This window comes from Dyadobacter ginsengisoli DSM 21015, from assembly GCF_059568735.1.
Map to the genome: position 1 here is coordinate 85226 of NZ_JCANTY010000003.1, position 24827 is coordinate 110052.

The 24827-nt window shown below is 47.9% G+C and carries 25 protein-coding genes; 13 read left to right on the plus strand and 12 right to left on the minus strand.

What is annotated here, in order from left to right:
* Nucleotides 1–186 precede the first annotated feature (186 nt).
* The 4 genes from BP71_RS11220 to BP71_RS11235 all read left to right on the plus strand — a co-directional run bounded on the left by BP71_RS11220 (nucleotide 187) and on the right by BP71_RS11235 (nucleotide 3789).
* Nucleotides 187–849 (plus strand): hypothetical protein, encoded by a 663-nt coding sequence (locus BP71_RS11220; protein ID WP_496379154.1) that lies wholly within the window; start codon nucleotides 187–189, stop codon nucleotides 847–849.
* Nucleotides 850–856: 7 nt separating this feature from the next.
* Nucleotides 857–1531 (plus strand): putative outer membrane beta-barrel protein, encoded by a 675-nt coding sequence (locus BP71_RS11225; protein WP_496379156.1) that lies wholly within the window; start codon nucleotides 857–859, stop codon nucleotides 1529–1531.
* A 91-nt stretch (nucleotides 1532–1622) separates the two neighbouring features.
* Nucleotides 1623–2318: a GDSL-type esterase/lipase family protein gene (locus BP71_RS11230; protein WP_496379158.1), complete on the plus strand. Its 696-nt coding sequence runs from the start codon at nucleotides 1623–1625 to the stop codon at nucleotides 2316–2318.
* Between the two features lie 127 nt (nucleotides 2319–2445).
* Nucleotides 2446–3789 (plus strand): FGGY-family carbohydrate kinase, encoded by a 1344-nt coding sequence (locus BP71_RS11235; RefSeq protein ID WP_496379160.1) that lies wholly within the window; start codon nucleotides 2446–2448, stop codon nucleotides 3787–3789.
* Nucleotides 3790–3792: 3 nt separating this feature from the next.
* Here the strand turns inward: BP71_RS11235 and recG are convergent, their stop codons facing one another.
* A complete protein-coding gene (recG, locus tag BP71_RS11240) occupies nucleotides 3793–5913 on the minus strand; it encodes an ATP-dependent DNA helicase RecG (protein WP_496379162.1) in 2121 nt (706 codons plus the stop codon).
* Between the two features lie 189 nt (nucleotides 5914–6102).
* On the opposite strand from recG, the gene BP71_RS11245 reads away from it, so the two are divergent.
* Nucleotides 6103–6603, plus strand: a complete 501-nt coding sequence (locus BP71_RS11245) for a DUF2911 domain-containing protein (protein ID WP_496379164.1) — start codon at nucleotides 6103–6105, stop codon at nucleotides 6601–6603.
* Between the two features lie 81 nt (nucleotides 6604–6684).
* On the opposite strand, the gene BP71_RS11250 is transcribed toward BP71_RS11245, so the two are convergent.
* The 6 genes from BP71_RS11250 to BP71_RS11275 all read right to left on the minus strand — a co-directional run bounded on the left by BP71_RS11250 (nucleotide 6685) and on the right by BP71_RS11275 (nucleotide 10900).
* Nucleotides 6685–6981 carry a winged helix-turn-helix domain-containing protein gene (locus BP71_RS11250; protein WP_295932762.1) on the minus strand — a complete coding sequence of 99 codons (297 nt, stop codon included), beginning with the start codon at nucleotides 6979–6981 and terminating at the stop codon, nucleotides 6685–6687.
* A gap of 43 nt (nucleotides 6982–7024) precedes the next feature.
* Nucleotides 7025–8140, minus strand: a complete 1116-nt coding sequence (locus tag BP71_RS11255; RefSeq protein ID WP_496379166.1) for a hypothetical protein — start codon at nucleotides 8138–8140, stop codon at nucleotides 7025–7027.
* 61 nt (nucleotides 8141–8201) lie between these two features.
* Entirely contained in the window at nucleotides 8202–8576 is a 375-nt protein-coding gene (locus BP71_RS11260) for a diacylglycerol kinase family protein (RefSeq protein WP_496379168.1), read from the minus strand.
* Nucleotides 8551–9231: a DUF1361 domain-containing protein gene (locus tag BP71_RS11265; protein WP_496379170.1), complete on the minus strand. Its 681-nt coding sequence runs from the start codon at nucleotides 9229–9231 to the stop codon at nucleotides 8551–8553. The genes BP71_RS11260 and BP71_RS11265 overlap by 26 nt, the downstream gene beginning before the upstream one ends.
* 87 nt (nucleotides 9232–9318) lie before the next feature.
* Complete coding sequence (locus BP71_RS11270) at nucleotides 9319–10230, minus strand: SMP-30/gluconolactonase/LRE family protein (RefSeq protein ID WP_496379172.1); 912 nt, start codon at nucleotides 10228–10230, stop codon at nucleotides 9319–9321.
* 22 nt (nucleotides 10231–10252) lie between these two features.
* Nucleotides 10253–10900 carry a thioredoxin family protein gene (locus BP71_RS11275; protein ID WP_496379174.1) on the minus strand — a complete coding sequence of 216 codons (648 nt, stop codon included), beginning with the start codon at nucleotides 10898–10900 and terminating at the stop codon, nucleotides 10253–10255.
* Nucleotides 10901–11267: 367 nt separating this feature from the next.
* Here BP71_RS11275 and rplU point away from each other — a divergent pair, with 367 nt between their 5' ends.
* The 6 genes from rplU to BP71_RS11305 all read left to right on the plus strand — a co-directional run bounded on the left by rplU (nucleotide 11268) and on the right by BP71_RS11305 (nucleotide 16372).
* On the plus strand, nucleotides 11268–11579 hold the full coding sequence (gene rplU / locus BP71_RS11280; RefSeq protein WP_015814326.1) for a 50S ribosomal protein L21: 312 nt from the start codon (nucleotides 11268–11270) through the stop codon (nucleotides 11577–11579).
* A 65-nt stretch (nucleotides 11580–11644) separates the two neighbouring features.
* Nucleotides 11645–11920, plus strand: a complete 276-nt coding sequence (gene rpmA / locus BP71_RS11285; protein ID WP_496379177.1) for a 50S ribosomal protein L27 — start codon at nucleotides 11645–11647, stop codon at nucleotides 11918–11920.
* A 146-nt stretch (nucleotides 11921–12066) separates the two neighbouring features.
* Nucleotides 12067–12663, plus strand: a complete 597-nt coding sequence (locus BP71_RS11290) for a NifU family protein (protein WP_496379179.1) — start codon at nucleotides 12067–12069, stop codon at nucleotides 12661–12663.
* A 79-nt stretch (nucleotides 12664–12742) separates the two neighbouring features.
* Entirely contained in the window at nucleotides 12743–13858 is a 1116-nt protein-coding gene (locus tag BP71_RS11295; protein WP_496379181.1) for a hypothetical protein, read from the plus strand.
* Nucleotides 13828–14886 (plus strand): 2Fe-2S iron-sulfur cluster-binding protein, encoded by a 1059-nt coding sequence (locus BP71_RS11300; RefSeq protein ID WP_496379183.1) that lies wholly within the window; start codon nucleotides 13828–13830, stop codon nucleotides 14884–14886. Before BP71_RS11295 ends, BP71_RS11300 begins: the two co-directional genes overlap by 31 nt.
* 421 nt (nucleotides 14887–15307) lie before the next feature.
* Entirely contained in the window at nucleotides 15308–16372 is a 1065-nt protein-coding gene (locus BP71_RS11305) for a substrate-binding domain-containing protein (RefSeq protein ID WP_496379185.1), read from the plus strand.
* Between the two features lie 153 nt (nucleotides 16373–16525).
* On the opposite strand, the gene BP71_RS11310 is transcribed toward BP71_RS11305, so the two are convergent.
* From BP71_RS11310 to rbfA, 3 genes are all read right to left on the minus strand, one after another.
* The gene (locus BP71_RS11310; protein WP_496379187.1) at nucleotides 16526–19120 is read right to left on the minus strand and encodes a M1 family aminopeptidase; all 2595 of its coding nucleotides are present in this window, start codon (nucleotides 19118–19120) and stop codon (nucleotides 16526–16528) included.
* 76 nt (nucleotides 19121–19196) lie between these two features.
* Nucleotides 19197–20423, minus strand: a complete 1227-nt coding sequence (locus BP71_RS11315; protein ID WP_496379189.1) for an ABC transporter permease — start codon at nucleotides 20421–20423, stop codon at nucleotides 19197–19199.
* 17 nt (nucleotides 20424–20440) lie between these two features.
* Nucleotides 20441–20824, minus strand: a complete 384-nt coding sequence (gene rbfA / locus BP71_RS11320; RefSeq protein ID WP_295932783.1) for a 30S ribosome-binding factor RbfA — start codon at nucleotides 20822–20824, stop codon at nucleotides 20441–20443.
* 207 nt (nucleotides 20825–21031) lie between these two features.
* Here rbfA and BP71_RS11325 point away from each other — a divergent pair, with 207 nt between their 5' ends.
* Nucleotides 21032–22444: a hypothetical protein gene (locus tag BP71_RS11325; protein WP_496379191.1), complete on the plus strand. Its 1413-nt coding sequence runs from the start codon at nucleotides 21032–21034 to the stop codon at nucleotides 22442–22444.
* Here the strand turns inward: BP71_RS11325 and rpiB are convergent.
* Nucleotides 22441–22872: a ribose 5-phosphate isomerase B gene (rpiB, locus tag BP71_RS11330; protein ID WP_496379193.1), complete on the minus strand. Its 432-nt coding sequence runs from the start codon at nucleotides 22870–22872 to the stop codon at nucleotides 22441–22443. The genes BP71_RS11325 and rpiB overlap by 4 nt on opposite strands.
* A 129-nt stretch (nucleotides 22873–23001) precedes the next feature.
* Here rpiB and BP71_RS11335 point away from each other — a divergent pair, with 129 nt between their 5' ends.
* A complete protein-coding gene (locus BP71_RS11335) occupies nucleotides 23002–23772 on the plus strand; it encodes an LOG family protein (protein ID WP_295932787.1) in 771 nt (256 codons plus the stop codon).
* Nucleotides 23773–23804: 32 nt separating this feature from the next.
* Here the strand turns inward: BP71_RS11335 and BP71_RS11340 are convergent, their stop codons facing one another.
* Nucleotides 23805–24749 carry a ComEA family DNA-binding protein gene (locus tag BP71_RS11340; protein ID WP_496379195.1) on the minus strand — a complete coding sequence of 315 codons (945 nt, stop codon included), beginning with the start codon at nucleotides 24747–24749 and terminating at the stop codon, nucleotides 23805–23807.
* Nucleotides 24750–24827 lie beyond the last annotated feature (78 nt).

Sequence of the window (24827 nt, forward strand, 5' to 3'; positions counted from 1 at the left end):
CCAATACAGCATAAAGCATACAGCTTTTAGCTTACAGCATTAAAGATTGTTAGGTTAAATTTGGTATCGGTAATTCTTAGAAGCAGTCAAGCGCATTGGCTGCTTCTTTTTTGTTAAATTAACCTAAATAGTTATGCGGTTACATAAACGTATGTAAATTGCTTCTGCATATTAATTAACAATACCATGAAAAAACATTTTCTATTGTTACTGCCGGGAATGCTGTTGCTGGCAGGAAAAGCAGAAGCCCAGTTTGAGAAAGGGACGAAGCACTGGGGTACCACGATCAGTTTGGGGGGATCATTGCAAACCCAAAAGGCAGACTCAGACTATGGTACTTTTAAATTCAACAACCATAGTCTAAGTCCCGCCATTCAGTTCGGGAAGTTCACCAAGGACAATACCATGCTGGGTTTGCGTTTGAGCCCCTATTTCAATTTCAGTAAGAGAAGTCAGAAAAATACAAACTCCGATTTAGAAGCCCATGACAACTACATGAGCTTGACGCTTTCACCGTTTATCCGGCGGTACAAATCGCTGAACCCCAAATGGGCCATATTCCTGCAACCTGGACTTAACTTCACTTACATCAGGAGCACGGACAAGACCACCAATAGCGAGAAGGACCATGACGACGGCTTTGCCGCAGGTGCTTATATCCTGCCAGGCATTGTGTACCGGGTCACACCGCGCTTTGCGCTGGAAGCGGATGTAAATGTACTGTCGTTCAACCTGCTGTATTCCAACTTCCCCAGCTCTAACTCTTTCGGCATCAATGCTGGCTTCACGTCCAACATCCAACAGTATTTCAGCATCAGGGCTTCATGGTATCTCACAAAATCAAACTGAATCGAAAATGAAAAAGACGTTATTTACATGGCTTCTTGTTGCATGTTCGATCACTGCAGCATTTGCACAATATGAAGGCAAACGGTTTGTATCAGCTACTGCCGGTATCAATTTTTCAACCGATAACCCCGACCGCTCTGCATCGAGCAATGGTTACGGGTATAACCTCAATGCAAGTTTCGGTAAATTCAAAACGCAGAATATGGCCCGGGGATGGAACCTGGGAACCTCGCTGGGCGGGGGTAAGTCAGCCGTTTATACGAATAGCAACAGGGAAAGAGATAGTGGCATAAAACAATTCGGAGCAAGTGCGGGCTATTTCTGGCAGTACTACAAACATTTTAGCGACAAATTCGGGGTATTTGGCGGTCCTGGTATCGACGTAACCTATTCTTACGCTAAAACATACGACACATCCAATGGCGTTACCGAACAGCGGGCTCACACGTTCACTTTACCTTTCAGCGTTTCGGCCGGGGCATATTACACCTTGAACGAACGCTGGTGGCTTACCGGTTCGCTCGGCTTCGCGGACCTCTTTTCGGTAGGGTATACCACCAGCAAAAGTGAAAATCTGGATACCGGTTTCAAAAGTGATTACAACACCTTCAATTACAAATTGTCGCCGACGATCACCCTTCCAAGCGTCTCCCTGGGCCTGCGGTACTTCTTTCGGGACTAGGGTCGGTTTTTCGGGAAGCAAAATTTTAAATTATACACATTAAAAACCCCGTGGATATGGCTTTTAAGGCCATATCCACTTTTATTTTGTAATGAAAAAACACCTTCTGATTCTCCTCATCGCCGCATTCGGCGCTTGTCATAAACCCCAAACTTCCAACCTTGCCGACCCCTGGGAGCCCGATTATCCGGTGAACCGCTCAGAGAATGCGATCCTTGAATTCGAGAAAAAGGATGCCGAGCAAATGCCTGCACCAGGCGGAATTGTATTCACTGGGAGTTCTTCATTTACCAAATGGCAGAGTGCAGCGAAGGATCTCGCACCGCTGCCGATTATCAATCGCGGGTTTGGCGGTTCGACCCTTCCCGAGGTAATTTACTATGCCGACCGCGCCGTGACCAAGTATAAGGCCAAAACGATCGTCATTTACTGCGAAAACGACATGTTTGGCAAAAAAGCTAAGTCACCTGAGCAGGTAAGGGATGCATATGTTACGTTGGTTAAGAAGATCAGGGAAAAGCAACCCGATGTGCAGCTCTACGGTGTGTCACTCAAACCGTCCCCCTCGCGCTGGGCGAAACGCGAAGATGTGATCAAGGCGAACAAACTGATCCAGGATTTCATCAGAAAGGACAAGAACCATCATTACATCGACGTGTGGCCTGTAATGCTTAAAAATGGCCGCCCCGATAGCGCTATCTTCCTGGGTGACAGCCTCCATATGAACGAGGAAGGTTACAAAAGATGGACGAAAGTATTCCGCCCCATCCTGGAAAAATCAGTGTAAAAGTATCCTGCTCCAGGTGGTTTTTGATAAAGATTTTAAAACAACAGATAAGGGTATAGGTTTTAACGTAAAGTCACTATATTGACCGAAAAAATACATTTCCGGGTAAAAAAGTGATATTCTCATAATGAAAGTAACAGCGGTTTTTGACATTGGCAGGACCAATAAGAAGTATGTACTTTTTGACGAAAAGTATAATATCGTTCACGAATTTTCAGAATCCCTTCCCGAAACAGTTGACGAAGACGGCTTTCCTACCGAAGATTGTGAGCTGTTGACCAAATGGGTACAAGATCGCTGGACAGAGCTCTTGGCCGATCCCAGATACGATATCAAAGCTGTGAATGTAGCTGGCTACGGCGCCAGCCTCGTACACCTCGATGCCTCTAATCGCCCGCTTACCCCGCTCTACTCTTACCTGAAACCATTCCCGGAAGACCTTTTAAAGCAGTTTTACAGCACTTACGGCGACCCGACCCGTATTTCCCTGCAGACCGGTTCTCCTGCTATGGGCATGCTTAACTCAGGAATGCAGTTATACTGGCTCAAATACACCAGGCCGGAGATCTACAATCAGATTGCCACGACATTACATTTACCCCAATATATTCTGTACCTGCTCACAGGCCGCAAGGTAAGCGATTATACCTCGCTGGGCTGCCATACGGCTTTGTGGAGCTTCGAAATGTGGGACTACCACGAGTGGGTGAAGCAGGAAGGTATTCATAAAAAACTAGCCCCGGTGCTGGCTTCGTCGTCGTTCATTTACCGCCATGGCGATAAGGGCATTCAGTCGGGCTTCGGGCTACACGATAGCTCCTCGGCATTGATTCCCTACCGGATGGCCGTCAAAAAGCCATTTGTACTGCTCTCGACCGGTACATGGTGCATCAATTTCAACTCATTCGCTTCCAAACCGCTTACTTCCTATCAACTGGAACGTGATTGTATGAACTACCTGACACCGGAAGGCAGCGGGGTTACGGCGTCAAGGCTGTTTATGGGGCGTGAGCACGATTATCAGGTGGCACGCATTGTGGAGTATTTCAATGTTGCGCCCGATTTTTACAAAAGCGTAGCATTTGATGAAGAAATCCTGAAAGCGGATACACCGAAATTCTATACCGCCTGTATGACCGGCAATGGTCCTTTCCCTGAACCAAACACCCAGGAATGGCAGATCAGCGCTTTCTCCTCGGCAGAAGCGGCTTATCATCATTTGATCAAAGGTTTAAGTGAGTTGCTTTTTGTCTCTCTGAACCTCGTCAATATCAATGATGTACACGCTATTTATGTAGACGGCGGCTTTGCCCGGAATGAAATATTTACCCGGATTCTGGCGCGTCAGTACCCCAACCATAAAGTGTATGCGACCGATCTCCCGTACGCCACATCACTAGGGGCCGCATTGCACGTAACCCGCCCGCAGACATTCGAGTTTTCCAGCGAAATCTATGAAATAAAACCTTGATGACTAACTGATCCGGCTCCAGTTGGTTTCCTCCTTGCGCAGATTTTCGAGATGCTGCCGTATGGGGTGATGAACCTGCTGGAGCAGATCAGGATCCGCGGTCAGTATTTCCTCTGCCGAGTTCCTCGCTGCTTTCAAAATTTCGCCGTCCTGCGCGAGGTTAGCTACCAGCAAATCAACCAGACCACTCTGCTGCGTTCCTGAGATATCCCCGGGACCTCTCAATTGCAGATCCACCTCTGCAATTTCAAAACCATCGTTGGTACGACACATGGTTTCAATCCTCAGTTTAGTGTCCTTGCTGAGTTTGTAGTCGGTCATCAGGACGCAATACGACTGTTCGGCACCCCGACCTACCCTTCCCCGCAACTGGTGTAATTGTGACAATCCGAAGCGTTCCGCGTTCTCGATCACCATCACCGATGCATTTGGAACATTCACACCTACCTCTATGACCGTCGTCGCGACCATAATCTTGGCTTCTCCCCTCACAAAACGCCCCATTTCAAAATCCTTATCCTGCGACCGCATTTTACCATGTACAATACTCAGCGGCACACCCGGAAACGAGCGCGCAACGCTTTCATAACCGTCCATCAGGTCTTTAAGATCCATTTTCTCGGACTCCTCTATCAGCGGATAAACCATGTATATCTGCCTGCCTTTGGCAATTTCCTCTTTTAAAAAGCCAAACACCGATGCCCGGTGTGCATCGTAGCGGTGTACCGTTTTAATCGGCTTACGCCCTGCCGGGAGCTCATTGATCGCTGAAATGTCCAGATCCCCGTATAGCGTCATAGCCAGCGTCCTGGGTATTGGCGTGGCGGTCATTACAAGCATATGCGGGTTAATGCGTGCGTTCTTAGCCCAAAGCTTCGCCCGTTGTGCCACGCCGAAGCGGTGCTGCTCATCGATAATGCAAAGGCCCAGGTTTTTAAATTGCACTGCATCCTCAATCAATGCGTGCGTGCCGACAATAATATGTAAAGTCCCGTTCAGCAACTCGCGGTGTATGACCTCTCGCTCCTTTTTCTTCGTAGAACCGGTAAGCTTGGCGATATTGACGCCGAGCAGGTCCGCAAACTTTTTGAGTCCCTGATAATGCTGGTCGGTCAGGATTTCGGTGGGTGCCATGAGACAGGCCTGTGCGTCGTTGTCCAGTGCAAAGAGCATGGTAATGAACGCGACGATCGTTTTGCCGGATCCTACATCGCCCTGCAGAAGCCGGTTCATTTGCCTACCGGTTTTGAGGTCTTCGTGGATCTCGTGCAATACGCGTATTTGCGCGCCCGTGAGCTTAAAAGGCAAATGCTGCTCGTAGAACTCTTTTACCAGTAATGTTTTCTCAAATACAAGGCCCGGGTACTCCGTCTTGTGCAGCAGCTTGTTCTTGATCAGCCTGAACTGGTTATAGAACAGCTCTTCGAACTTCAGACGCCGCTGGGCCTGATGAAGCGTGCGGGCATCCTGCGGCAAATGAAAATGCCAGAGGGCCTGCGCTTTGGAAACAAGCCTGTATTTCTCAACCAGGGGTGCAGGCAGCGTTTCGCGGATATGCGGGTGCGCGATTTCGAGCAGGCTGCGCACCATTTTACTCAAAGCCTTGCTATCGAGAAACTTCTTGCGCAGCTTTTCGGTGAGGGGATAAATGGGTTGCCAATAGCCTGCCGTCGCATTTTCTTGCGTGAGTACCTCTATTTCCGGATGGGTAATACTCCACTTCCCGCCGAAAAGCACGGGGTTTCCGTAAACGATATATTCCCCGCCGCGTTTCAACCATTTCTCGTACCAGGCGATGCTCTGGAACCACACGAGGTCCAAATAACCCGTGCCGTCCTGAAACTGACCTACCAACCTTTTTTTGTTACCTTCGCCGATGACCGAAAATTCCCGCAGCCGGCCTTTGATCTGCGCCGCCGGAAGCTCTTCTTTGAGGTCACTTATTTTATGAAAAATACTGCGGTCCTCATGCCGGAAAGGATAGTGCTGGATGAGATCACCGAAGGTAAAAATATTCAGTTCCTGATTCAGCAATGCGGCTTTTTGCGGCCCTACACCTTTCAGGAATTCGATTTTGGTATCGAAAAAACGGGTTCTAACGGATGGGTTTGTTTCAGAAGTCATTACTCAAATATAAACTGAAATCGTTAAAACCACCGATTTACCCGGTCAAATGTTAATCTCTGTTAACGGAGTAGCTATTCTGCTCCATTCGGATACATGCCGCTTGATTCACAACTTTGGAATGCCTTATTTCGTTGCTGTTAAAATCTATTCTTAACCACCAATCAATTACTAAATTCTACACAGTTTATGAAAACTACATTGTTATCGCTTTTCCTTTCCCTGATCGCATTCACCTGGGCATCCGCACAAAGCCCGCACGTAACCGCAGAAGGTAAAAATCTGAGCATCGAATACGGTCAGCCGTCTAAAAAAGGCCGTGTATTGTTCGGCAAGGAAGGAAGCGGGAGCCTCGAACCTTATGGCAAGCCCTGGCGGATCGGAGCCGATAAAGCCACTGAAATTACTTTCAAGAAAGACGCTACATTTGGTGGCAAAGCCGTAAAAGCGGGCACCTACACATTAGTTGCCGTTCCTAACGAGAAAGAGTGGACAATTATCCTGAACACCCAGCTGGGCCAGTGGGGTGCTTATAAATACGAAGAAAACAAAAGCAAAGACATCTTGAAAGTGACCGTTCCGAACAAGAATTACCCGACATCACAGGAAAAACTCACTTTCACAGCCAACGACGCTTCCCTTGATTTCCAATGGGACAAAGTAGGTTTCTCGGTGCCGGTGAAGTTCTGATTTAGTTAAAAAGAGCAAAAGGGAGGCCTGCTAGCCCAGCAGCGCCTCCCTTTTCCTTTCCTCCCTCCTCCCTATTTCCCTTTATAAATTCTGCCGGATCATATTTTCCAGCACCTGCAAATGCTCCGTGAATGCCTTATGCCCTTCGTCGGTGGCTTTATAGATCGTCAGTGGCTTTCTTCCCAGAAACTGTTTCTGGAACTCAACATACTTGATCTCCTCCAATGCTTTCAAATGTGACGCCAGGTTACCGTCCGTGAGTTGCAGCAATTCCTTCAATTCGTTAAAACTGAGGGAGTCGTTCACAACGAGCACGGACATGAGCCCAAGCCTGATCTTGCTTTCAAATACTTTATTAAACTTTTCTAACCACTCCATTACAGATTCCCCATTACGCGTACGTCGAGCGTCGGACGCCCCGTTATTGATTTGCTTCCAGAAAAAGCATGGCATCACGGTTACGGAGCCATACAGCCCGGTCACGTTGATTGTTGGCCTGCATGGTAAGAGCCGATGCCACGACACCTGTACCCACCGAAATCCAGAAAAAAGTCTTCAGATTATCCCGGTTCCCTGTCAGCAACGATATGACCGAGCCCGCAGAGCCTGCGATCGATATCACCAGGCCAATGCTACGCGTCCTTCTTGATTGCAAATAAAGCCCTAATCCTTCGGGCGAAATCATGAATTCATTCCGTAATGCTCGCTGCCCTGTATAAAGGACATTATTTTTAACAAAACTATTCCCATTCCGCAAATAAATAGTCTCTTTATCGTACCATTTTCTTGCCCTGCCCGCCGTACTGTCGGTCGGCAGTTGCTGTGCCTGCGCCGACAACGTACCGCAGATCAGGATCAGCCCCAGTAAACTTTTAATGCCCGGCTTGTTAGTCGCCAGCTTATCCCTTTCGTACCGGTTATACATCGTAAGCCCGTAAACGATATGCAGGAGGCCGAATCCGACAGCCCAGAATATCAGGGCGTAACCGGTCAGAAAAAGGGCAATGCAGCCTATGACGATTTCGGAGATACCCATATAAAAAACTTCGGGGTATGTAAAACGGCTTGCATTCACGAGCGCAATGCCGTAGAAAAGCAACGTAACCGGGAACACGAGCCAAATGAATCCGTAATGCAGCATGGCCAGGCAAAATATCCCGCCTGTCGCCAGGGGGATCAGCATACTGACAAGCAGCCGTTTAGAACTTCCGTTCCAAAGCGTCAGTCCCTTTTTACGCCCCTTTCTTACAGTCAGGATAATTCCTACGGCGAGCGAAATAACGAGCACGCAAATACCGTCAACCAGCAAAAAACGGATGACTTCGGTGCGGGAATGTCCGTGATAACTACCCAGTGGCATCAATATATCGGCAAGCCAGTCGGTTTTGAACCGGACATAGGCAATAGCGGCACCGATTAATGCAAAAATACCTGCGAAGACACCGCTTAACCCGCTGAGTGAAAGAAATTTCGACGACCGCTCCATCAGGTCGCGGATCTCGTTCAAGGTATGCAGAGAATCCTGTTTCGGGTTCATAAGCGTTAAAATGTATATCAGTCAGTAATTGTCAGAAATAGTCAGGGAGTGCGGCGCTGGCTCAAAATAGCAGCAGGATTTTGGGGATAAAAATAACTCCGCCTACGATAACCGCTGAAACTGCGAGCAACAACACTCCCGCCGCTGCCGTATCCTTCACCACCTTGATGACCGGATGATAATCTGCCGAAACAAGGTCTGCCAGCTTCTCGATAGCGGTATTAAACGCTTCGGCCGCCCAAACCAGCCCGATCTGAACAACGAGCAGGCACCATTCCGTGCCGGAGATCTGAAAAAACACCCCAGCGATTACGACGACTATACAGGCCATCAGGTGGATACGCGCATTGTTTTCGTAACGGAACAGGCTGTAAACCCCTGCCCCTGCATAACGGAAGCTCCGGATAGCTTTAAGAATATCGATGGGACCGTTCATGTTGTTTGAGTTCGGCAAAAATATGGAACGCAAAGTACAACAACATGAGCACGAACGAAAACGTGAGCGTGTGTTTGATCGCCAGCGGATCTCTGAGGCTATGATAAATGCCTTTCGCCAGCGCGCCAGGTTGCGTTACGATATCCCAGCTGTTCCAGCGTCCATAACGCCCGAGAAAAACACCGAAACCACTCATGATCATGGAACCTGTCACGGCGAGCCAGGCGAGCCGCTCATTCCAGCGATACGTGATAATGCGGTGAACAATGCGGATACTGTAAAGCCCTGTCAGAAAGCCAGCCAGCGAGAATGTGAAGATCATCAATGCATCATACCAGATCATACTTTCCGGCACGCCCCGCAAATGTTTCAGGTCGGTGATGATATAGGGAGCATTGGGAAAAAACAACAGCCATACCGACAAGTAAACCATCAGCAACCAGAATGGTGCGTTTTGCTTTTTTTCTCTTTCCCAAACCCATTTGATAAAAAGTAACGGGATCCAGGCCAGGAAAAGATTCCATGCCAAAAAGACAAAATGCCAGCCTTGCAACACAATCCGAACGGACAATAATGTCATGGCAGCAACGGATACAAATGCAAGGAGCGCGACTTTGAGGTTACTTTCAAAATAATCGATCAGTTTTCTCAGCATTATGTTTGATATTTAAAGTACTTTGAAATACAAAGTTATAAATACAAACCATATCCTCCAAGGCGGATTCCACATTAAAGACGGGGATTACTTTTTCTTGTTGGCGGAGAAGGCCTTCATCATTGCCCATTCCCTCCCTGCGGAATGTGCCTTGAAAGTTTCCAGACAGCCACGATCCTGCAACGTGATGTAGCACGTTTTCCCGTTACGGCCTCCAAAACAGATGTTGGAAACCTTCTTTCCGATCGTGTGAATGGTATGGATGATCTTTCCTTCGGGAGACAGCACTGCTACTTCTCCCTTTCCATGGCGGGTAATGTAGAGATTTCCATGCACATCGCAACGCATTCCATCCATACCGCCGTCTTCGAAATGATGCAGGAGCTTTTTGTTTGACAGCGTGCCATCCTCTGCCAGATCGAACACCCAAACATTCCGCTGAACGCTTTCATTGACATACAGCTTCTTTTCATCCGGGCTTACATCGATCCCGTTGGTGGTGCCCATGTTCCCCGCAGCCAGGCTCACTTTCCCTTCCGGCGTAACATGCCAGATTTGCCCGGTACTCTCTTTCCAGTTCGGGTCGGAACAGAAAATATGCCCCTTCGCCGTCACCGCCAGGTCATTAGGCTGGTTCATTTTGGGCTCGTTGGCAAACACCGAGACATCCTTGGTGATCATGTCCACTTTCAGGATATTATGCCCCGTGAAATCCGCCACGTAGAAAGTATTTTTATCGACAAACCGGATTCCATTGCCGGTACTGCCTTTGGGTAAGGTCACAAAAAAGCTGGCGTTCCCTTTTCTGCTCAATTGTGCAATGGTACCATCCCGCGCAAAATTTACTGCATATACGTTGCCATCTTCGTCAACTGCCGGCCCTTCACAATTGCTCGTGAATTCGCCTTCATTCGAAAATTTTTTGCTTCTGGTCTGCGCATATGAAAAACCGGTTGATAGCAGAAAAACTGACAGGAGGAGCGTTAGCTTTTTATTCATGAAATCAGGATATTGAGATACATTACTGGTTTTTCATCTTAATGGCGCACCCCACCGGCTTGGTAATAGTCGTTACCACCGGTTTCCCGCCGATCAGGTTCGACACCGCCTCATCCACATACAACTTACTCGCAGCAGCTGGGTCTTGCGGGCTATCATCGACCATACCCACATACCGGACGGTGAATTTCGCACCGGTTTTTTGCAGGATATAAGCCTGAGGCATCCGGCTCGCACCAAATGCTCTTGCTACCAGCTGTGTATCGTCTACCAGATATGAATAGCCGTAGCCCTTGGCAGCAGCCCGCTCTTTCATCTTTTCAAAAGTATCGTCCTGGTGTGTCCCGGGATCGCTGGGATTAATAGCCACCACAGGGAACCCCTGCCCGGCAAATTTACCGTTCAACGCGATGATGCGGTCCTCATAGGCTTTCGCAAACGGGCAATGGTTGCTCGTAAAGATCACGATCAGGCCTTTTACATTGCTAAAATCAGACAAGGACACCATGGTCCCGTCGGTGTTCTTCAAACGAAAGTTATTGACTGCATCCCCCACCTGATACCCAGCCTGCACCTGATCGGCCCGGCTATTCCCCTCGACTTCGCCCGCACCGGCAGGCCAGCTCAGGATTGTGCTCAACAAGAAGAAGGCCCACAAATAGATTTTCATTTTCGTGTTACTGATTAACATTTTATGTCAGACACAAATAGTGAGTAAAAGTAACAAACCGGATTGTTAACGATTGTTAAGTCACACCACCGGCCATTTCAACTAACGCCCACGCGGCCATATACCGTATAAAGGTAACCTTTCCGGCCACTTTAACTATTTGTGCGTGATTAATTATTGAGTTGCTGCCCGTCAATGTAATGACAACTTCACGATCTTCAACCTTTTCAGAGGGCAATTACTTTTTTCTGCATATCCCCCGGAGTGAAAAACCAGTGATTATTTAGGTTAATGCGTTGTGATTCTGCAACTCTCTAATTATCTTTGCACCTCAAATTTTGAATGTAGTTTAATATAACTTATTAACATGTACGCAATCGTAGAAATCGCAGGTCAGCAATTTAAAGTTGAAAAGGGTCGCGAAATCTTCACGCATAGGCTTGAAGGTGACGTGAACGCTGCACTTGTATTTGACAAAGTCCTTCTCGTTGACAACGGAGGCACAGTACAGGTAGGTCTTCCGACAGTAGCAGGTGCTTCTGTTAAAGCAACTGTTCTTGAACACCTTAAAGGTGAGAAAGTGATCGTCTTCAAAAAGAAGAGACGCAAAGGATACCGCGTGAAGAATGGTCACCGTCAGTATCTGACTAAAATCAGCATCGACGAGATCGTTGCCTAAGCATGAAGTTGGCGCAAGCCAAACCCAGTTCAAACAGGAAATTACAACTAATAGTATAAGATATCATGGCACATAAGAAAGGTGTAGGTAGCTCGAAAAACGGACGTGAATCGGAAAGCAAGCGTCTTGGTGTGAAATTATTCGGTGGCCAGTTGGCAAAAGCAGGAAATATCCTGGTTCGTCAGCGTGGAACCAAGCATAACCCAGGCAAAAATGTAGGTATCGGCCGTGACCATACATTGTTCGCATTGGTTGACGGTAACGTAGTGTTCCGCAAGACCCGCGAAAACAGATCTTACGTTCACATCGAACCGATCGTTGCGGAAGTTGCAGAAGCATAAGCAACGACCTGCCGGCCAAAAGGCATTAAAAAACCCGTCGGGCATAAGTCCGGCGGGTTTTTTAATGCCCTCTCCAAACCAAAAGCGCAACAGACGTGTTTGATAGTCTGGAGAGTTTGTTTCACCCACATTATTGACCCGACGACATGATGTCACGCCCGATTTTTGTATATACCGAATTGAGCCCCAATCCGAACTCGATGAAATTCGTCCTGAATTTCGAATTGGTACCGGATGGCCTTTCATTTGACTACCCTTCGCTGGAATCAGCGCTTGAAGAAGGCAAAGCCTCGCCCCTCGCTGCCGATCTTTTTCAGTTTCCACATGTGAAACGGGTCTTTATCGCCAGTAACTTCGTCACCATCACCAAAGATGATGTCGTCGCGTGGGAAGAAGTACTCCGCGATACCAAGCAGTTTATCAAGATCTATTTCGAAGAGAACCACCCGGTATTCGAGCAACAGACGATTGAAAAGAATACTCTCATCGTCGATTCCCGCGATTCAGACGCTGTTCAGAAAATCAAAGCGGCGCTCGATCAGTATGTGCGTCCGGCCGTTGAGTCTGACGGCGGCGCGATCAACTTTCATTCCTTCGATGAAGAATCGGGAGTCGTGAAGGTGTTATTGCAAGGCTCATGCAGCGGATGCCCGTCTTCCACCCTGACACTCAAAGCGGGCATTGAGAATCTGCTTACCCGGATGGTACCGGATGTGAAGGAAGTTGTTGCGGAAGGAGTTTAACCTTTTCGATATATAAAAGAAACCCTGCCGGAAATGCGGCAGGGTTTCTTTTTTTAATGTGTTTTGTTAGTTTCGGCGCATGAAGCAAACGTTGCAGGAGTTTATCGGTCGGGTCAGTGCATTACAGTCACAGGGCAATGCAATATTCCCCAAAGGCCTGTTCCCGGCGCAACGGGTCAATGAAATAATCGGTTATCGGCGTGAAGACACCACGATGTTCTTCTCCGCCATTATCGGGTTCACCTTGCAATCTATTCACCAATACTGCGATGCCGACAGCGGCGCGCTTATAAACCGCATCTGCGCCGGCATCACGGCTAACTTCCCAAAATTTCAAAATAAGGACGGGCTTAAAACCTACAATTTCTGGAAAACCAAACCCTCGGAGCATTTCCCCAACGGTCGTATTTTCAGACACTTGGAACATTTCCGGATTCCGGACGACATCGACGACACTGCCTTCGCTTACCTCACGACCACTCCTACGCGTGCAGAGCTTTTGTGGCTGAAAGAGAAACTGGCGCTTCATGCGAACGGCAGCAAACAATGGATCAGCAACACCTATCCCGAATACCAGTCGCTAAAAGCCTATTCGACCTGGTTTGGGAAAAACATGTACATTGAATTTGACGTGAGCGTGCTCAGCAATATCATGTATTGCATTCTGCATTACCAATTGCCCTGGAATGATCACGACGATGCCTCCCTGACCTACATCCGGTCCGTGATCGAAACCGGGCGATACCTCGATGCCCCATTCCGCTGCGCGCACCAATATCCGCGCACACCACTGATTATTTACCATGTAGCGAGGCTAATCGCCGCATTTGATCCACCCGTATTACAAGCCATCAGCAATAAACTGATTGAAGACACCCTGCGGTTGCTCGATGGCACCCAGCACCCCATGGACCGGGTCATTCTTTCCACTTCCTTGATAAGATTAGGCGTTAATACTACCCGCATTCCGGTGGAAGATTTCACAAATAAGGATTTTACAGGTTTTTACTTTTTTATTGCGGGTTTGCTAACAGCTTATGAAAACCCCTGGCTATACAGACTCTCCTATCACCCGCTTTTTCACATGCGCTGGATATGTGAAGCTCATTGCTGGACACTACTGGCAGAGTATGAAGCATTGTCGATAGAACAAAACAAACACACATGGCCGAGAACACCATCCCGCTTCGCGTAAAAGAGATCATCCGCGAAAGTGACGACACCAAAACATTTGTTTTTGAAATAACCGGGAATGAGCCATTTCGCTATAAAGCAGGACAATTTCTGACTTTTCTCATCCCTATGCACGGACATGAGATCCGGCGGTCCTACTCCATGAGCTCCGCGCCTGGAGTCGATCCATTTCCTTCCATTACTGTCAAGCGCGTTGCAAACGGGGAAATATCCCGTTTCTGGATCGATACTGTTCAAATCGGTGACACTTTCCGGGCTCTCGCTCCGTCGGGTCGCTTCGTGCTGGAAAATATCCCGGACGATCAGCCACGCGATATAGTCCTGATCGGTGCCGGCAGCGGTATCACGCCCTTGTTTTCCATTCTGAAACACGCATTGGCTCATGAGCCGGGCGCACAGGTTAGTCTCATATATGCCAGCCGCAATGTTAGGAATACGCTCTTCTGGGAACAAATAACGCATTGGCAGTCGCGCTTCCCCGAGCGCCTACGCGTCATTCACATCCATAGCCAGCCCTCCGACGAATGGAATGGAATCCGTGGCAGAATCAACAATACCCGGCTGGAACAGCTCGTAGGACAGTCGTTACGGTTTAAACGATCCGAAGCGCGCTTCTTTATTTGCGGACCGTTTGATCTGATGCGATCGGCTGAGATCACCTTACATTTCATGGGATTCCTGACTGCACAGATCCGGAAGGAGAATTTTGTTATCACCTCCCCCCCACCTCCGCCCCCGGATTCACACCCGCACAATATCAAACTGAATTTCCAGGCCACAACTTATAACCTGCACGTGCCGGCACACTCTACCGTTCTCGACGCCGCATTGGCCAACGGGATACAGTTGCCTTACAGCTGCAAAGGCGGGCGATGCTCGACGTGTGCCGCGATATGCAAAACCGGAGGTGTACATATGAGCGTCAATGAAGTATTGACCGACCGCGACCTGATGGAAGGCTGGATACTCACCTGCTCATCGTACGTGGACAGCGACAATGTCGTGGTGGATTTTGTACAGCAGTTATAAGCAAAAAGCGCACGAAACGATGTTCGTGCGCTTTGCAGGTTTAGGATTAGAGGAATTTCAATAAATGAATTCCTGAAAAGGTTAAAGGTTAGGAGTATTAAAGAATAAAATTTTCTTTCTTATCTTATTTACAAAATTAGTTGTCAAATTGGTTTTTCCTAGCAAAATTTAAAAAAGTGTTCGAGCACGCAACTAGAAACATATACCGGGTTCGTACACGTCAAAGATAACAGCTAGTTATTTTTGGCTAAGTAAAACTAAGGGCTTGCCGCCACAATCTCAAATTTATTATAAAAAAAATTTGAAAAATTTTGTAATGGGTAGTTGGCTTCCACTAGATCTTTACCCATTACTCATGTTCACAATTACTTGTTAGTTTTGTTGATTAATACCGAAATATACTCTTGAATATTAGTTACGTGTGAAAAAGAAAATCGTTAGAATTAAAGATATAGCCGAAAGGGCCCAGACTTCCAAGGGAACGGTCGACCGCGTTTTACATAATCGCGGAAGAGTAGCAGACGATGTCCGGGAACGAATCCTGGCCATCATCAAGGAGTTGAACTACGAGCCCAACCTCATCGCCCAATCACTCAAATCGCAGCGCGCATTTAATCTCGCCGCGCTCATCCCCGATCCTAAGCTGGACTCCTACTGGGAAGCACCGCATAACGGGCTTGAAAAGGCGGAAAAAGAACTCAGGCAGTATGGAGTACACATCACCAAATTTATTTTCAACTCGCACGAAGAGCAATCTTTCATAGCCAAAGCAAAGGAAATCAGCCGCGACCATCCCGACGGCCTGCTGATCGCTCCTATCTTCTACAAGGAAGCGCTGCCATTTTTCAAGGAATGGGCGGATTTGAACATTCCCTACGTATTGTTCAATACACAGATCGAGCACGTAGCGCCATTGTGCTATATCGGTCAGGATTCTTACCGGAGCGGGTCGCTGGCGGCCAAGATACTCTGTTTCGGGCTACACAAGCCAGGAACTGTGCTTGTGGCACATGTCAACGAAGACATTTCGAACTCTGCTCATCTGATTACCAAGGAAGAAGGCTTTCGCGACTATTTCAAAGGAGAAAATCTGGATGGGACATTTAACGTCATCAGTCAGGAAATCAATTTTCCCGAAGAAGAGGGTCCTGACACACAGCTTGATGCAATACGCCGGAAATATCCGGACCTCGGCGCAGTATACGTTACCAACTCCAAAGCATTCCAGGTGGCCGCTTACCTGGAAAAAAATGCTTTGACAGACATCAAACTGATCGGATACGACCTGATCGAACACAATCAGGAATATCTCAACAAGGGGATTATTGACTTTCTGATCAATCAGAATCCTTTGGGCCAAGGATACTGGGGAATTCATCAACTTGCCAACCATCTGATTTTCAAGAAGGAGATTCCCGCTATCAAATTCCTTCCCCTTGACATTATTACAAAGGAGAACCTGGACTACTACCTGGATCCGCAATAACATTCACTGCGCGACGATGTGGTTCCTCGGGAAACCGAGGCGGCCGGGAATAGCCGGAAGGTCAGGAAACTCGTATATTAACCATTACAATTCACGTTAATATCTGCTCCATTAACAACACCTGACCTACGGCTTACTGAATTGCTTCGCGATTTACAGATCACCAAACTGACTGTACATCTCTTTCAGCTTGGGTTCTGTTTCCTTCGCCCGAATGTCCTTGCGAAGCGCTGAAACGCCTTGAATGTCGGTGAGCAGGCCAAGCGCCTGGAACGCTCCGAAGCGCACGAAGTAGGAAGGATTATCCCGCGCCAGTCCTTCCAGGATCGGGATGCTTTTACGCTGAATATCTTGTTTCGACTTGATCAGGTATTTACCGAAAACTTGCAGAAAGTTATATTTCTCGGTTGGCTTCATCGCCTTCATTTTGGCCAAAAACCAATCGAAGCGCTCCGGCTCTGCCAGGCCCGCATAATAGTTAGCGACAGATGTTACAATAGCGTCGTTCGGAGAATTCTCGAATTGGCCAGCAATTTCTTTCGCGTCGTTGGGCTGTCCCATGAGGTATTTTTCAATGGCAACCGACACAACGAGATAGGAGCTGTCACTCAATGCTTCCCGGAATATCGAATCGCTGTTGTTATCTCCGAATGTGGCCAGTGTAATAATCGCTTCCGAACGAACCTGTGGATGCGCATCAATGCGCGCCCTGCTCTGGATTATCTTTTCGATGTCGGCAAATCCCGGACCATCATATTCGGCAAAGTTACTGATTGCCATTTGACGAAATTTCCAGAACGGGTCTTCCATTGCTTTCACCAGAATATTCTTGACTGTGCTGTCGGCAAGACCTCCTTCCAGTGACGAAAGTGCTTCATATTTATGCAAAAAACGATCCGAATTCAGATACTGGAACGCCATTTCCGGGCGATTCTTTTCATGCTCGATCACACCGAGCAACTGTGCTTCGGAATCAAAAATTACAAGATCAGGCTTTTTGGCCGCCGGAAATTCAAGAGTTTGATTTACTTTTTCCACCACAACATCATAACGGCTCTTTTTCCCTCCTACCCATACGTCCACCTTAACCGGCAAGCGATAAACCGTCGTTGCAAGGGTATCCTGCGACTGCTTGATTTTTAACAGCACTTTGCCCGTTGTAGCGGCATATTCCTGCTGTATTTTCAGGACAGGATGTCCCGGTCTGTGAAACCATTGATCAAAAAACCAGTTAAGATCCTGACCGGTAACTTTTTCAAATGCTATTCTGAGGTCATCAATTTCTGCTGTCCCCAGGGCATTCGTTTTCAGGTACATCTGAAGTGAAGCAAAAAACGCATCGTCACCCACATAGTTACGCAACATATGCAGAATGCGGCCACCCTTCGCGTACGAGTGACCATCGAACATACTTTCGCGGTCCTTATAGAAGTACCGGATCATCGGAACCTGCTTGGTTTCCGACTCGGTCAGGTATTCTTTCATTTCCTGCAGATTCCCCCAGTCAGCCTCATACCGGCCGTCGTTGTATTCGCTCCACAAATATTCCGAATAGTTGGCAAACGACTCGTTCAGCGGCAACTGTCCCCATTCCTCAGCAGTAACATAATCTCCAAACCAGTGATGTGCCAGTTCGTGGGCGATCACCGCATCTGAATTTCCGTCAATCAATGAACGCGTATCATTCTGAACGCCCTCTTCATGCACGGTTGCCGTAGTATTCTCCATGGCCCCCGCCACGAAATCTCGCACGGCAATCTGGCTATACTTTTCCCAGGGGAAGGGCACTCCGAACACATTGGAAAAGAAGCCGATCATCTCGGGAGTGCGTCCAAAAATAGCCTCAGCATCCGCAGCATACTTAGGCTCTACATAATAGCTTAGCTCCAACCCGTTGGGCATCATATCTTTCGAAACAGCGAAATCCCCCACCGCCATCATCACCAGGTAAGGTGCATGCGGCAATGATTGTCTCCAATGGTCGGTACGAACACCTTTTTTCCCCTCTTCCTGTCCGATCAGCAATCCGTTCGAGAGCGTCTTGTAGGTACTATCGACGGTTATGTAAATATCCTGGGTAAATTTCTGGTTCGGCGCATCAATGGTCGGAAACCAGCAGGAATTGCCTTCCGTCTCGCCCTGGGTCCAGATCTGCCGCGGTTTACCTTCATCGAGGCCATCTGCATTAATAAAATAAAGCCCTTTATCGGAGGCGCTGTCGTCGGCTTTACCGCGCGGCACGTCATTCGGACGGGCCACGTAGTCTATTTTCACAAACAACGTATCCTTACGCGTATATTCCTGGCCCAGCTTGATGATCAGCTTACGCTTGTCATAGGTGTATTCAAGTTTCTTTTTTGTCTTCGCCGTAATTTCCGCAGCTGAAAGATCACCATAGTTCCCGCTCGTATCCATCAACGCAATGGCTTTGATATCAAATCCCTTCGCGTCCAGTTCCAGCGTGTTCTGCGGATAAAAGTGGGGCTTGAATTTAAGAATAGCAGTAGCAGGCACCTGTTGTTTCACCCAATCGAACTGCACATCGAGCCGGGTGTAAAGAATATCGCTTTTTTTCGCGCGTTCCGGGCGATAGGGGCCTTTCGGCGTTAATGTCCCAGGATTTCTCCTGTATAATGTATCGGCTTTATCGCTGGCTACCGCCTGTGCGTTGAATGACAGAAAGAGTAAAAAACCAAAAAAAGTAAGAATCAATCGGTTCCAAAAAAATCCTTTATGATAACCGGTCATGTTTGCTGTGTGATTGATTGCCAGGAAGTAAGTCAATGTAATTCAGTTAATGTTCTTTGTTTCCGCCCCTAAAATGCTAAACCCGCAATAACGCGCCGGCATCTGCGGCCCTGCGCGCGGGTATGTAGGAAACAGCCATAGTTATCATAACGACAATAATCCCTGTGTAGAGTATGTCTTCCCATATTAATTTAACCGGATATGCATCTACCAATGAGGTGGTCATACCCATCGATACCAGACCGTAACGGATCTGCAGCCAGCATATCGCCATTCCTCCCAAGAGTCCTGCGATGGAGCCCGAGAGTGCCACGATCGCACCTTCTGCCATGAATATTTTCCGGATCAGGGATGGTGTTGCCCCCATGGCGTAAAGCATCGAAACGTCCTTCTTCTTTTCAATGGCCAACATGCTCAATGAGAAGAATATATTGATTGCAGCCACTAAAATAATGAGGGAGAGCGTGACTGCTACAAAAAGCTTTTCCATTTTTATTGCCCGTAATAAATCGGCGTTCAGCGAATCCCTGTCTTTAACTATAAACCGGGCGCCCAACTTGGCTTGCAAGGCTTCCGCCACATCGGCCTCTGCAAAGCCCGGAGCCAGGTAAATTTCAAGTGCGGAGCGGTCTCCCCGGTATTGCATCAGTTCTTCCACCTGCCTGATCGGCGCGATCACGTAGTCGTCATAACGTGTTTCGATAAAGAAAATACCGCCGGGGCGCAATGTCAGCTGATTAAAAGCATCGGGTGAGGTCAGGTTCAATGTTTTGCTTCCGGTACGCGGGTACAATAATTCCAGGGGAGTAAAAATGTCTTCCAGTGAAATCGACAGTGCATTCCTGACGCCCTCTGCTATCACCGCGAAAGGCGTACCATTTCCACCGTAAAGCCGTGTGGCCCCCTCCACCATAGCCGTGTCCAGGTTCCTTTGGTCTTCAAAAGTGCTGTCAACTCCTTTCAATCGGACGATTGTTTGCTGGTTTCCGTATCTGGCCAATGCATTGTCTTCTATCACCTGGGTTACCCGCAGTACCCCCTGCGTATTTTTCACCTCGTGAAGAAGACCTGTGGTCATTTTGAAGCGTTTTCCTTCTGAAGGGATGATACGCACGTCGGCATCGAAGGTTTTGAATATCTTGCGGTTCAATTCCTCCATCCCATTGAACACGGATAGTACCACAACCATAGCCATCGTACCTACCGCCACACCAGCCATTGCGATGCGCGCGATAACGCTGATAAAGCTTCTTTTGTTACGCGAAAAAAAGTAGCGAATGGCAATCCGATAAGAGATATCCATGACGTCCGGGATTCAGATCAATTAGCCTCTTCCTCGTCGTCAGGCTGGGCGGGGGGAATGACCAGATCAGAAAAGAGCAGATCCATTTTAGCTGCGTACTCCGCAGTGTCATCGATATAAAATTGCAGATGCGGCACGATCCTCAGCTGATGTCTGACCCTTTCAGCCAGCTTCTGCCGTATAAAACGGGTATTTTCGCGGATCGTTTCAAGTAACATCGACTTATTCCTGTCGGGAAGGAAGCTCAGGTATGCCCTGGCAATGCTTAGGTCAGGTGTCACGCGTACCGCCGTGATGGTTACAAAAGCCCCGCTAGTAAGATGTTGCGCATCCTTCTGGAAGATCTCTCCCAGGTCCTTTTGTATCTGCCTGCCTACTTTTTGTTGTCTTTTAGATTCCATGTGTCAAATCGTTATCCGGAGGGATTACTGTCTGTCTTGTTAGCCATTCCTGCTCCGCAAGTTAGGGCGACGTAAACTTACTTCTCCTAAATCACTCCCTCACTCCTAATAATAAGCACAAATATCCATACTTATTTTGTTTTTGTAGAACCTGGCATTGTAATTTCGTGAAACTTATTCCCATCAGAGACATAATCTGCCTGCTTCTTGCTTAGTTTTTTTCGCGTCAATGCACGGTATCAGACCATCAGTCTGGTCGTATTCTTCCTGTTGCTCCGTCTACCCTTTTTCCTGGGTGGGGCGCCTATGCTGATCCCTGAGCTCAGCTGGATGCTCGTGGGTGAACAAATGGGACGCGGCTTTATGCTCTACCGGGATGTTTGGGATAATGTAAGCCCGTTTTCCGGGTTGACTTACTGGCTTATAGACAGCCTTTTCGGCCGTGCGCAATGGGCCTATCAGTTTGCAGCAATGGGGGTTTCACTCGTCCAGATCCTGTACTTCAACTACGTCATCTATTCACGGGACGTCTTTCCGGAGCGAACATTCCTGCCCGGTGCGTTGTATGCCCTTTTTCTGAATATTTCATTCGACATGGGCACGTTGTCCCCCATGCTCATTGCGAACACATTCCTGCTCTTCGCATTCGGGTCAATCGTCAAAATGCTGGTAAGAAGGGAAGTGACCAACCAGGTTTTCGAGCTCGGGCTCTATATCGGTATCGCTACATTGTTCTACCTGCCGGCCTCGCTTTTTATGGCCTGGGCTTTTCTTGCATTGCTGTTTTATACCGGCTCTACATTCCGCCATCACCTGCTCGGCTTGTTCGGATCCGTTTTCCCGCTCCTGATGGTCGTGCTGTTTTTTTATCTAAACAATGGGATAGAGAGTCTCAACCGCAACCTGCTCACATCGGTTTTTCAGGTGAAGCAATATAACCTCAATGATTTTTCTTCTCTGCTGGCTTCATTGCTCCTCCCGCTGGGTTTCGGGGTAATGGGTTTCATGCGGATATTCACCACCCTCCGGTTTGTGAACTATCAGACCAGGATCCAGCAGGTAATGGCACTCTGGTTTATCGTAGCGGTATTCACCATTCCCCTGATGCAGTTCCTGGCACCGATGCAATTCGTCATATTTATCCCGCCAGCCGCGTTTTTTGCTACCCATTATTTCCAAAGCTTCAAGAAAAACAGCTGGGCGGATGAACTGCAGTTTACACTGATGGGTGCAGCCATTATCCTAATTCAATACCAGGGGCTGCGGGGGGTGCTTCCCGGGGTTGCGATGGGTAAGCTTGAAAATCTGAGGGCTAAGCCGGCCAATTTGCCTGAACAAATACGTAACAAGCGAATACTCGTGCTCGGCCAGAATTCGGGAGAATACATCAATAACTTTACCGCCACCCCCTATCTCAACTGGGAGCTGGCCAGCTACGATTTACAAAACCTCGATAATTTCGACAGTGTGATCCACGTCTACAATAATTTCAAAAAGGATCCTCCCGATTACGTGATCGACAAGGTGAATATCATGCCGAAACTATTGAACCGAGTTCCGGCATTAAAGAAGCAGTATAATCTAAGTCCCTGGAAAGGTATTTATCAGCGCATCAACTAGCACGAGATCTTGTCGACACGGGTCTGATGCCGGCCACCTTCGAACTCCGTACTCAAAAAGGCTTCCAGGCTTGCCAACGCAGTTTCCAACTCTACAAAACGTACCGGGAAACAGATTACATTGGCATCGTTGTGCTGTCGTGACAACGCTGCAAGTGGTAAATCCCAGACCAGTGCCGCTCTCACGCCCTGGTGTTTGTTTGCAGTAATGCAAACCCCCTGTCCGCTTCCGCACAACAAAACCCCTTTTTCAAACTCTTTGCTTTCCACGCCACCGGCTACGGGATGTGCAAAGTCCGCATAATCCGCTGAATCGGCGCTGTATGTTCCGAAGTCCTTTACTTCAAAGCCATTTGTCGTAAGCCAGTCTATCATCGGCTGCTTGTAGGGGAAACCCGCGTGGTCGGCACCAATAGCAATTTTTCTCATTACTTTTTTGTTAATTGTAGCCTGCCCGCCTTCTTATTGACGGCAGGTAACGTTAAAAGTTTTCTATTTTTAGTGATAATGGCTGCAAAGTTACCATTATCCGATCAACAACTCAATGAATCCTGAATTATGAGTGAAGAGGCAAAACCAACCAATGGAGAACTCGTTGATGTATCTCTCCTTAATCCTGCGGTTCCGGAAGACGAAAAGAGAATCAAGGAAGCGTTTGAAGACCGCAACTGGAATGAAATCAAAAGTGCCGACTCCTGGGTTGTTTTCAAAGTAATGGCCGAATTTGTGGAAGGTTTTGATAAACTGGCTAAAATCGGCCCCTGTGTTTCTGTTTTTGGTTCTGCACGCACACTGCCGGATAATCCTTATTATAAAACAGCGGAAGAAATCGCTGCCAAGCTTGTCCGTCACGGTTATGGTGTCATTACCGGCGGCGGACCGGGTATTATGGAGGCAGGTAACAAAGGTGCATTTGAACAAGGCGGAAAGTCGGTTGGATTGAATATCAAGCTGCCCTTTGAGCAGCATAGCAACATTTATATCGATCACGATAAAAGCATCAACTTCGACTTTTTCTTTGTGAGGAAAGTGATGTTCGTCAAATACTCCCAGGGCTTCATCGTCATGCCCGGAGGATTTGGCACATTGGATGAGCTTTTTGAAGCGATGACACTGATCCAGACCAAGAAAATTGGCCGCTTCCCGATTGTGTTGGTAGGCAGCGCTTACTGGTCCGGCTTGCTTGACTGGATCAAAGGAACGATGCTGACCGAACACAATATCAACCCTGAAGACCTGAAACTGATCAGTATCGTGGATACACCGGATCAGGCAGTTAAGGTGATCGACAATTTCTATTCCAAATACTTGCTTAAACCTAATTTCTAGGTCAGAAACACTTTCAAAAATGGGCCGTATCGTCAAAACGACAGGTATGGTCCTATTTTTTTGATTGTAATTTCATCCAATACCTTTACATTTTTCAATTCTTCCAGAGACCGGAACGGGCCATGTTGGTTACGATAATTAATCAGCACCGAAACGGTCTTCCTGTTGCGCAGATAGCTGTGCTGACCAAACTCCTCCGCGGTGGCTGTATTGATGTTAATTTTCCGCACGCCGCTCATGACTTGTGCGTGACGCCGCAATTCGGACAACGCCAGGGAGTCAAGACCGTAAACTTCCGAGAACTGATCCGCAGAATGGAACCCTCCAAGAGCGTCACGGAATTTCAGAATACGCTGCGATAATTTGCTACCGATCCCTTTGAGTCGAATGAGCTGGCTCGTGTCACATTGGTTTATGTCGAACGTCAAGGCATAACGGGCCACGGGCAAAGCACGCGTACGTGAAGAATCCGGTTTTGGACGGCTATTTTGTGCTGTTGCAACCTCCATACTCACCATCACGATATGTGGTTCCAGTCGCTTATAAAGTACCGGCGGGAAATCGTATATTTTCAGCAGATCTTCTTTCTTTCGGAATACACCACCCTTCTCCCTGAATTTTTGGATTCGCCTGGCCAGAAATGCCGGAATGCCTAATGCCCGCAATTCCTGCTCCGAACTACGATTGGGATCAAAATCGACCATCGCCGGCTCCACTCCACCAAAGTCCTTTCCTCCCTGCAAATACGTCGGTTCACGGCGCTGCTCCTTCTTTTCAAGCAGCGTCGCAATGCTATCTAGCACCCGAAACTCCACGGCCCGGGCATCCAATGGCAACTTTGGCAACACCCAGCGACGGAATAAAAAAGGAGCCCATACGATCAGCACGCAACCCACCATCATGACAAGTGCACCCCTCGCTTCTTTACGGGAGATCCCGAAAAAGTCTTGCAGGCTATTCAGTATTCTTTGATACATACGTCCGTTTTTTTACCATTTGGACGTCGATGCATTGCTTTGGTAACAGTTTTAGAAAAAAAATGAGCAAAGGGCAAT

Bases quoted from the DNA above. Each gene is read 5' to 3' on its own strand.
- BP71_RS11250 (WP_295932762.1), bottom strand. From the start codon at position 6,981: ATGGAGTGGTTAGAAAAGTTTAATAAAGTATTTGAAAGCAAGATCAGG.
- rpmA (WP_496379177.1), top strand. From the start codon at position 11,645: ATGGCACATAAGAAAGGTGTAGGTAGCTCGAAAAACGGACGTGAATCG.
- rbfA (WP_295932783.1), bottom strand. From the start codon at position 20,824: ATGGAATCTAAAAGACAACAAAAAGTAGGCAGGCAGATACAAAAGGAC.
- BP71_RS11315 (WP_496379189.1), bottom strand. From the start codon at position 20,423: ATGGATATCTCTTATCGGATTGCCATTCGCTACTTTTTTTCGCGTAAC.
- rpiB (WP_496379193.1), bottom strand. From the start codon at position 22,872: ATGAGAAAAATTGCTATTGGTGCCGACCACGCGGGTTTCCCCTACAAG.
- BP71_RS11295 (WP_496379181.1), top strand. From the start codon at position 12,743: ATGAAGCAAACGTTGCAGGAGTTTATCGGTCGGGTCAGTGCATTACAG.
- BP71_RS11260 (WP_496379168.1), bottom strand. From the start codon at position 8,576: ATGAACGGTCCCATCGATATTCTTAAAGCTATCCGGAGCTTCCGTTAT.
- BP71_RS11275 (WP_496379174.1), bottom strand. From the start codon at position 10,900: ATGAAAATCTATTTGTGGGCCTTCTTCTTGTTGAGCACAATCCTGAGC.
- BP71_RS11230 (WP_496379158.1), top strand. From the start codon at position 1,623: ATGAAAAAACACCTTCTGATTCTCCTCATCGCCGCATTCGGCGCTTGT.
- rplU (WP_015814326.1), top strand. From the start codon at position 11,268: ATGTACGCAATCGTAGAAATCGCAGGTCAGCAATTTAAAGTTGAAAAG.
- BP71_RS11270 (WP_496379172.1), bottom strand. From the start codon at position 10,230: ATGAATAAAAAGCTAACGCTCCTCCTGTCAGTTTTTCTGCTATCAACC.
- BP71_RS11340 (WP_496379195.1), bottom strand. From the start codon at position 24,749: ATGTATCAAAGAATACTGAATAGCCTGCAAGACTTTTTCGGGATCTCC.
- BP71_RS11255 (WP_496379166.1), bottom strand. From the start codon at position 8,140: ATGAACCCGAAACAGGATTCTCTGCATACCTTGAACGAGATCCGCGAC.
- BP71_RS11310 (WP_496379187.1), bottom strand. From the start codon at position 19,120: ATGACCGGTTATCATAAAGGATTTTTTTGGAACCGATTGATTCTTACT.
- BP71_RS11225 (WP_496379156.1), top strand. From the start codon at position 857: ATGAAAAAGACGTTATTTACATGGCTTCTTGTTGCATGTTCGATCACT.
- BP71_RS11300 (WP_496379183.1), top strand. From the start codon at position 13,828: ATGGCCGAGAACACCATCCCGCTTCGCGTAAAAGAGATCATCCGCGAA.
- BP71_RS11245 (WP_496379164.1), top strand. From the start codon at position 6,103: ATGAAAACTACATTGTTATCGCTTTTCCTTTCCCTGATCGCATTCACC.
- BP71_RS11220 (WP_496379154.1), top strand. From the start codon at position 187: ATGAAAAAACATTTTCTATTGTTACTGCCGGGAATGCTGTTGCTGGCA.
- BP71_RS11235 (WP_496379160.1), top strand. From the start codon at position 2,446: ATGAAAGTAACAGCGGTTTTTGACATTGGCAGGACCAATAAGAAGTAT.
- recG (WP_496379162.1), bottom strand. From the start codon at position 5,913: ATGACTTCTGAAACAAACCCATCCGTTAGAACCCGTTTTTTCGATACC.
- BP71_RS11265 (WP_496379170.1), bottom strand. From the start codon at position 9,231: ATGCTGAGAAAACTGATCGATTATTTTGAAAGTAACCTCAAAGTCGCG.
- BP71_RS11290 (WP_496379179.1), top strand. From the start codon at position 12,067: ATGATGTCACGCCCGATTTTTGTATATACCGAATTGAGCCCCAATCCG.
- BP71_RS11335 (WP_295932787.1), top strand. From the start codon at position 23,002: ATGAGTGAAGAGGCAAAACCAACCAATGGAGAACTCGTTGATGTATCT.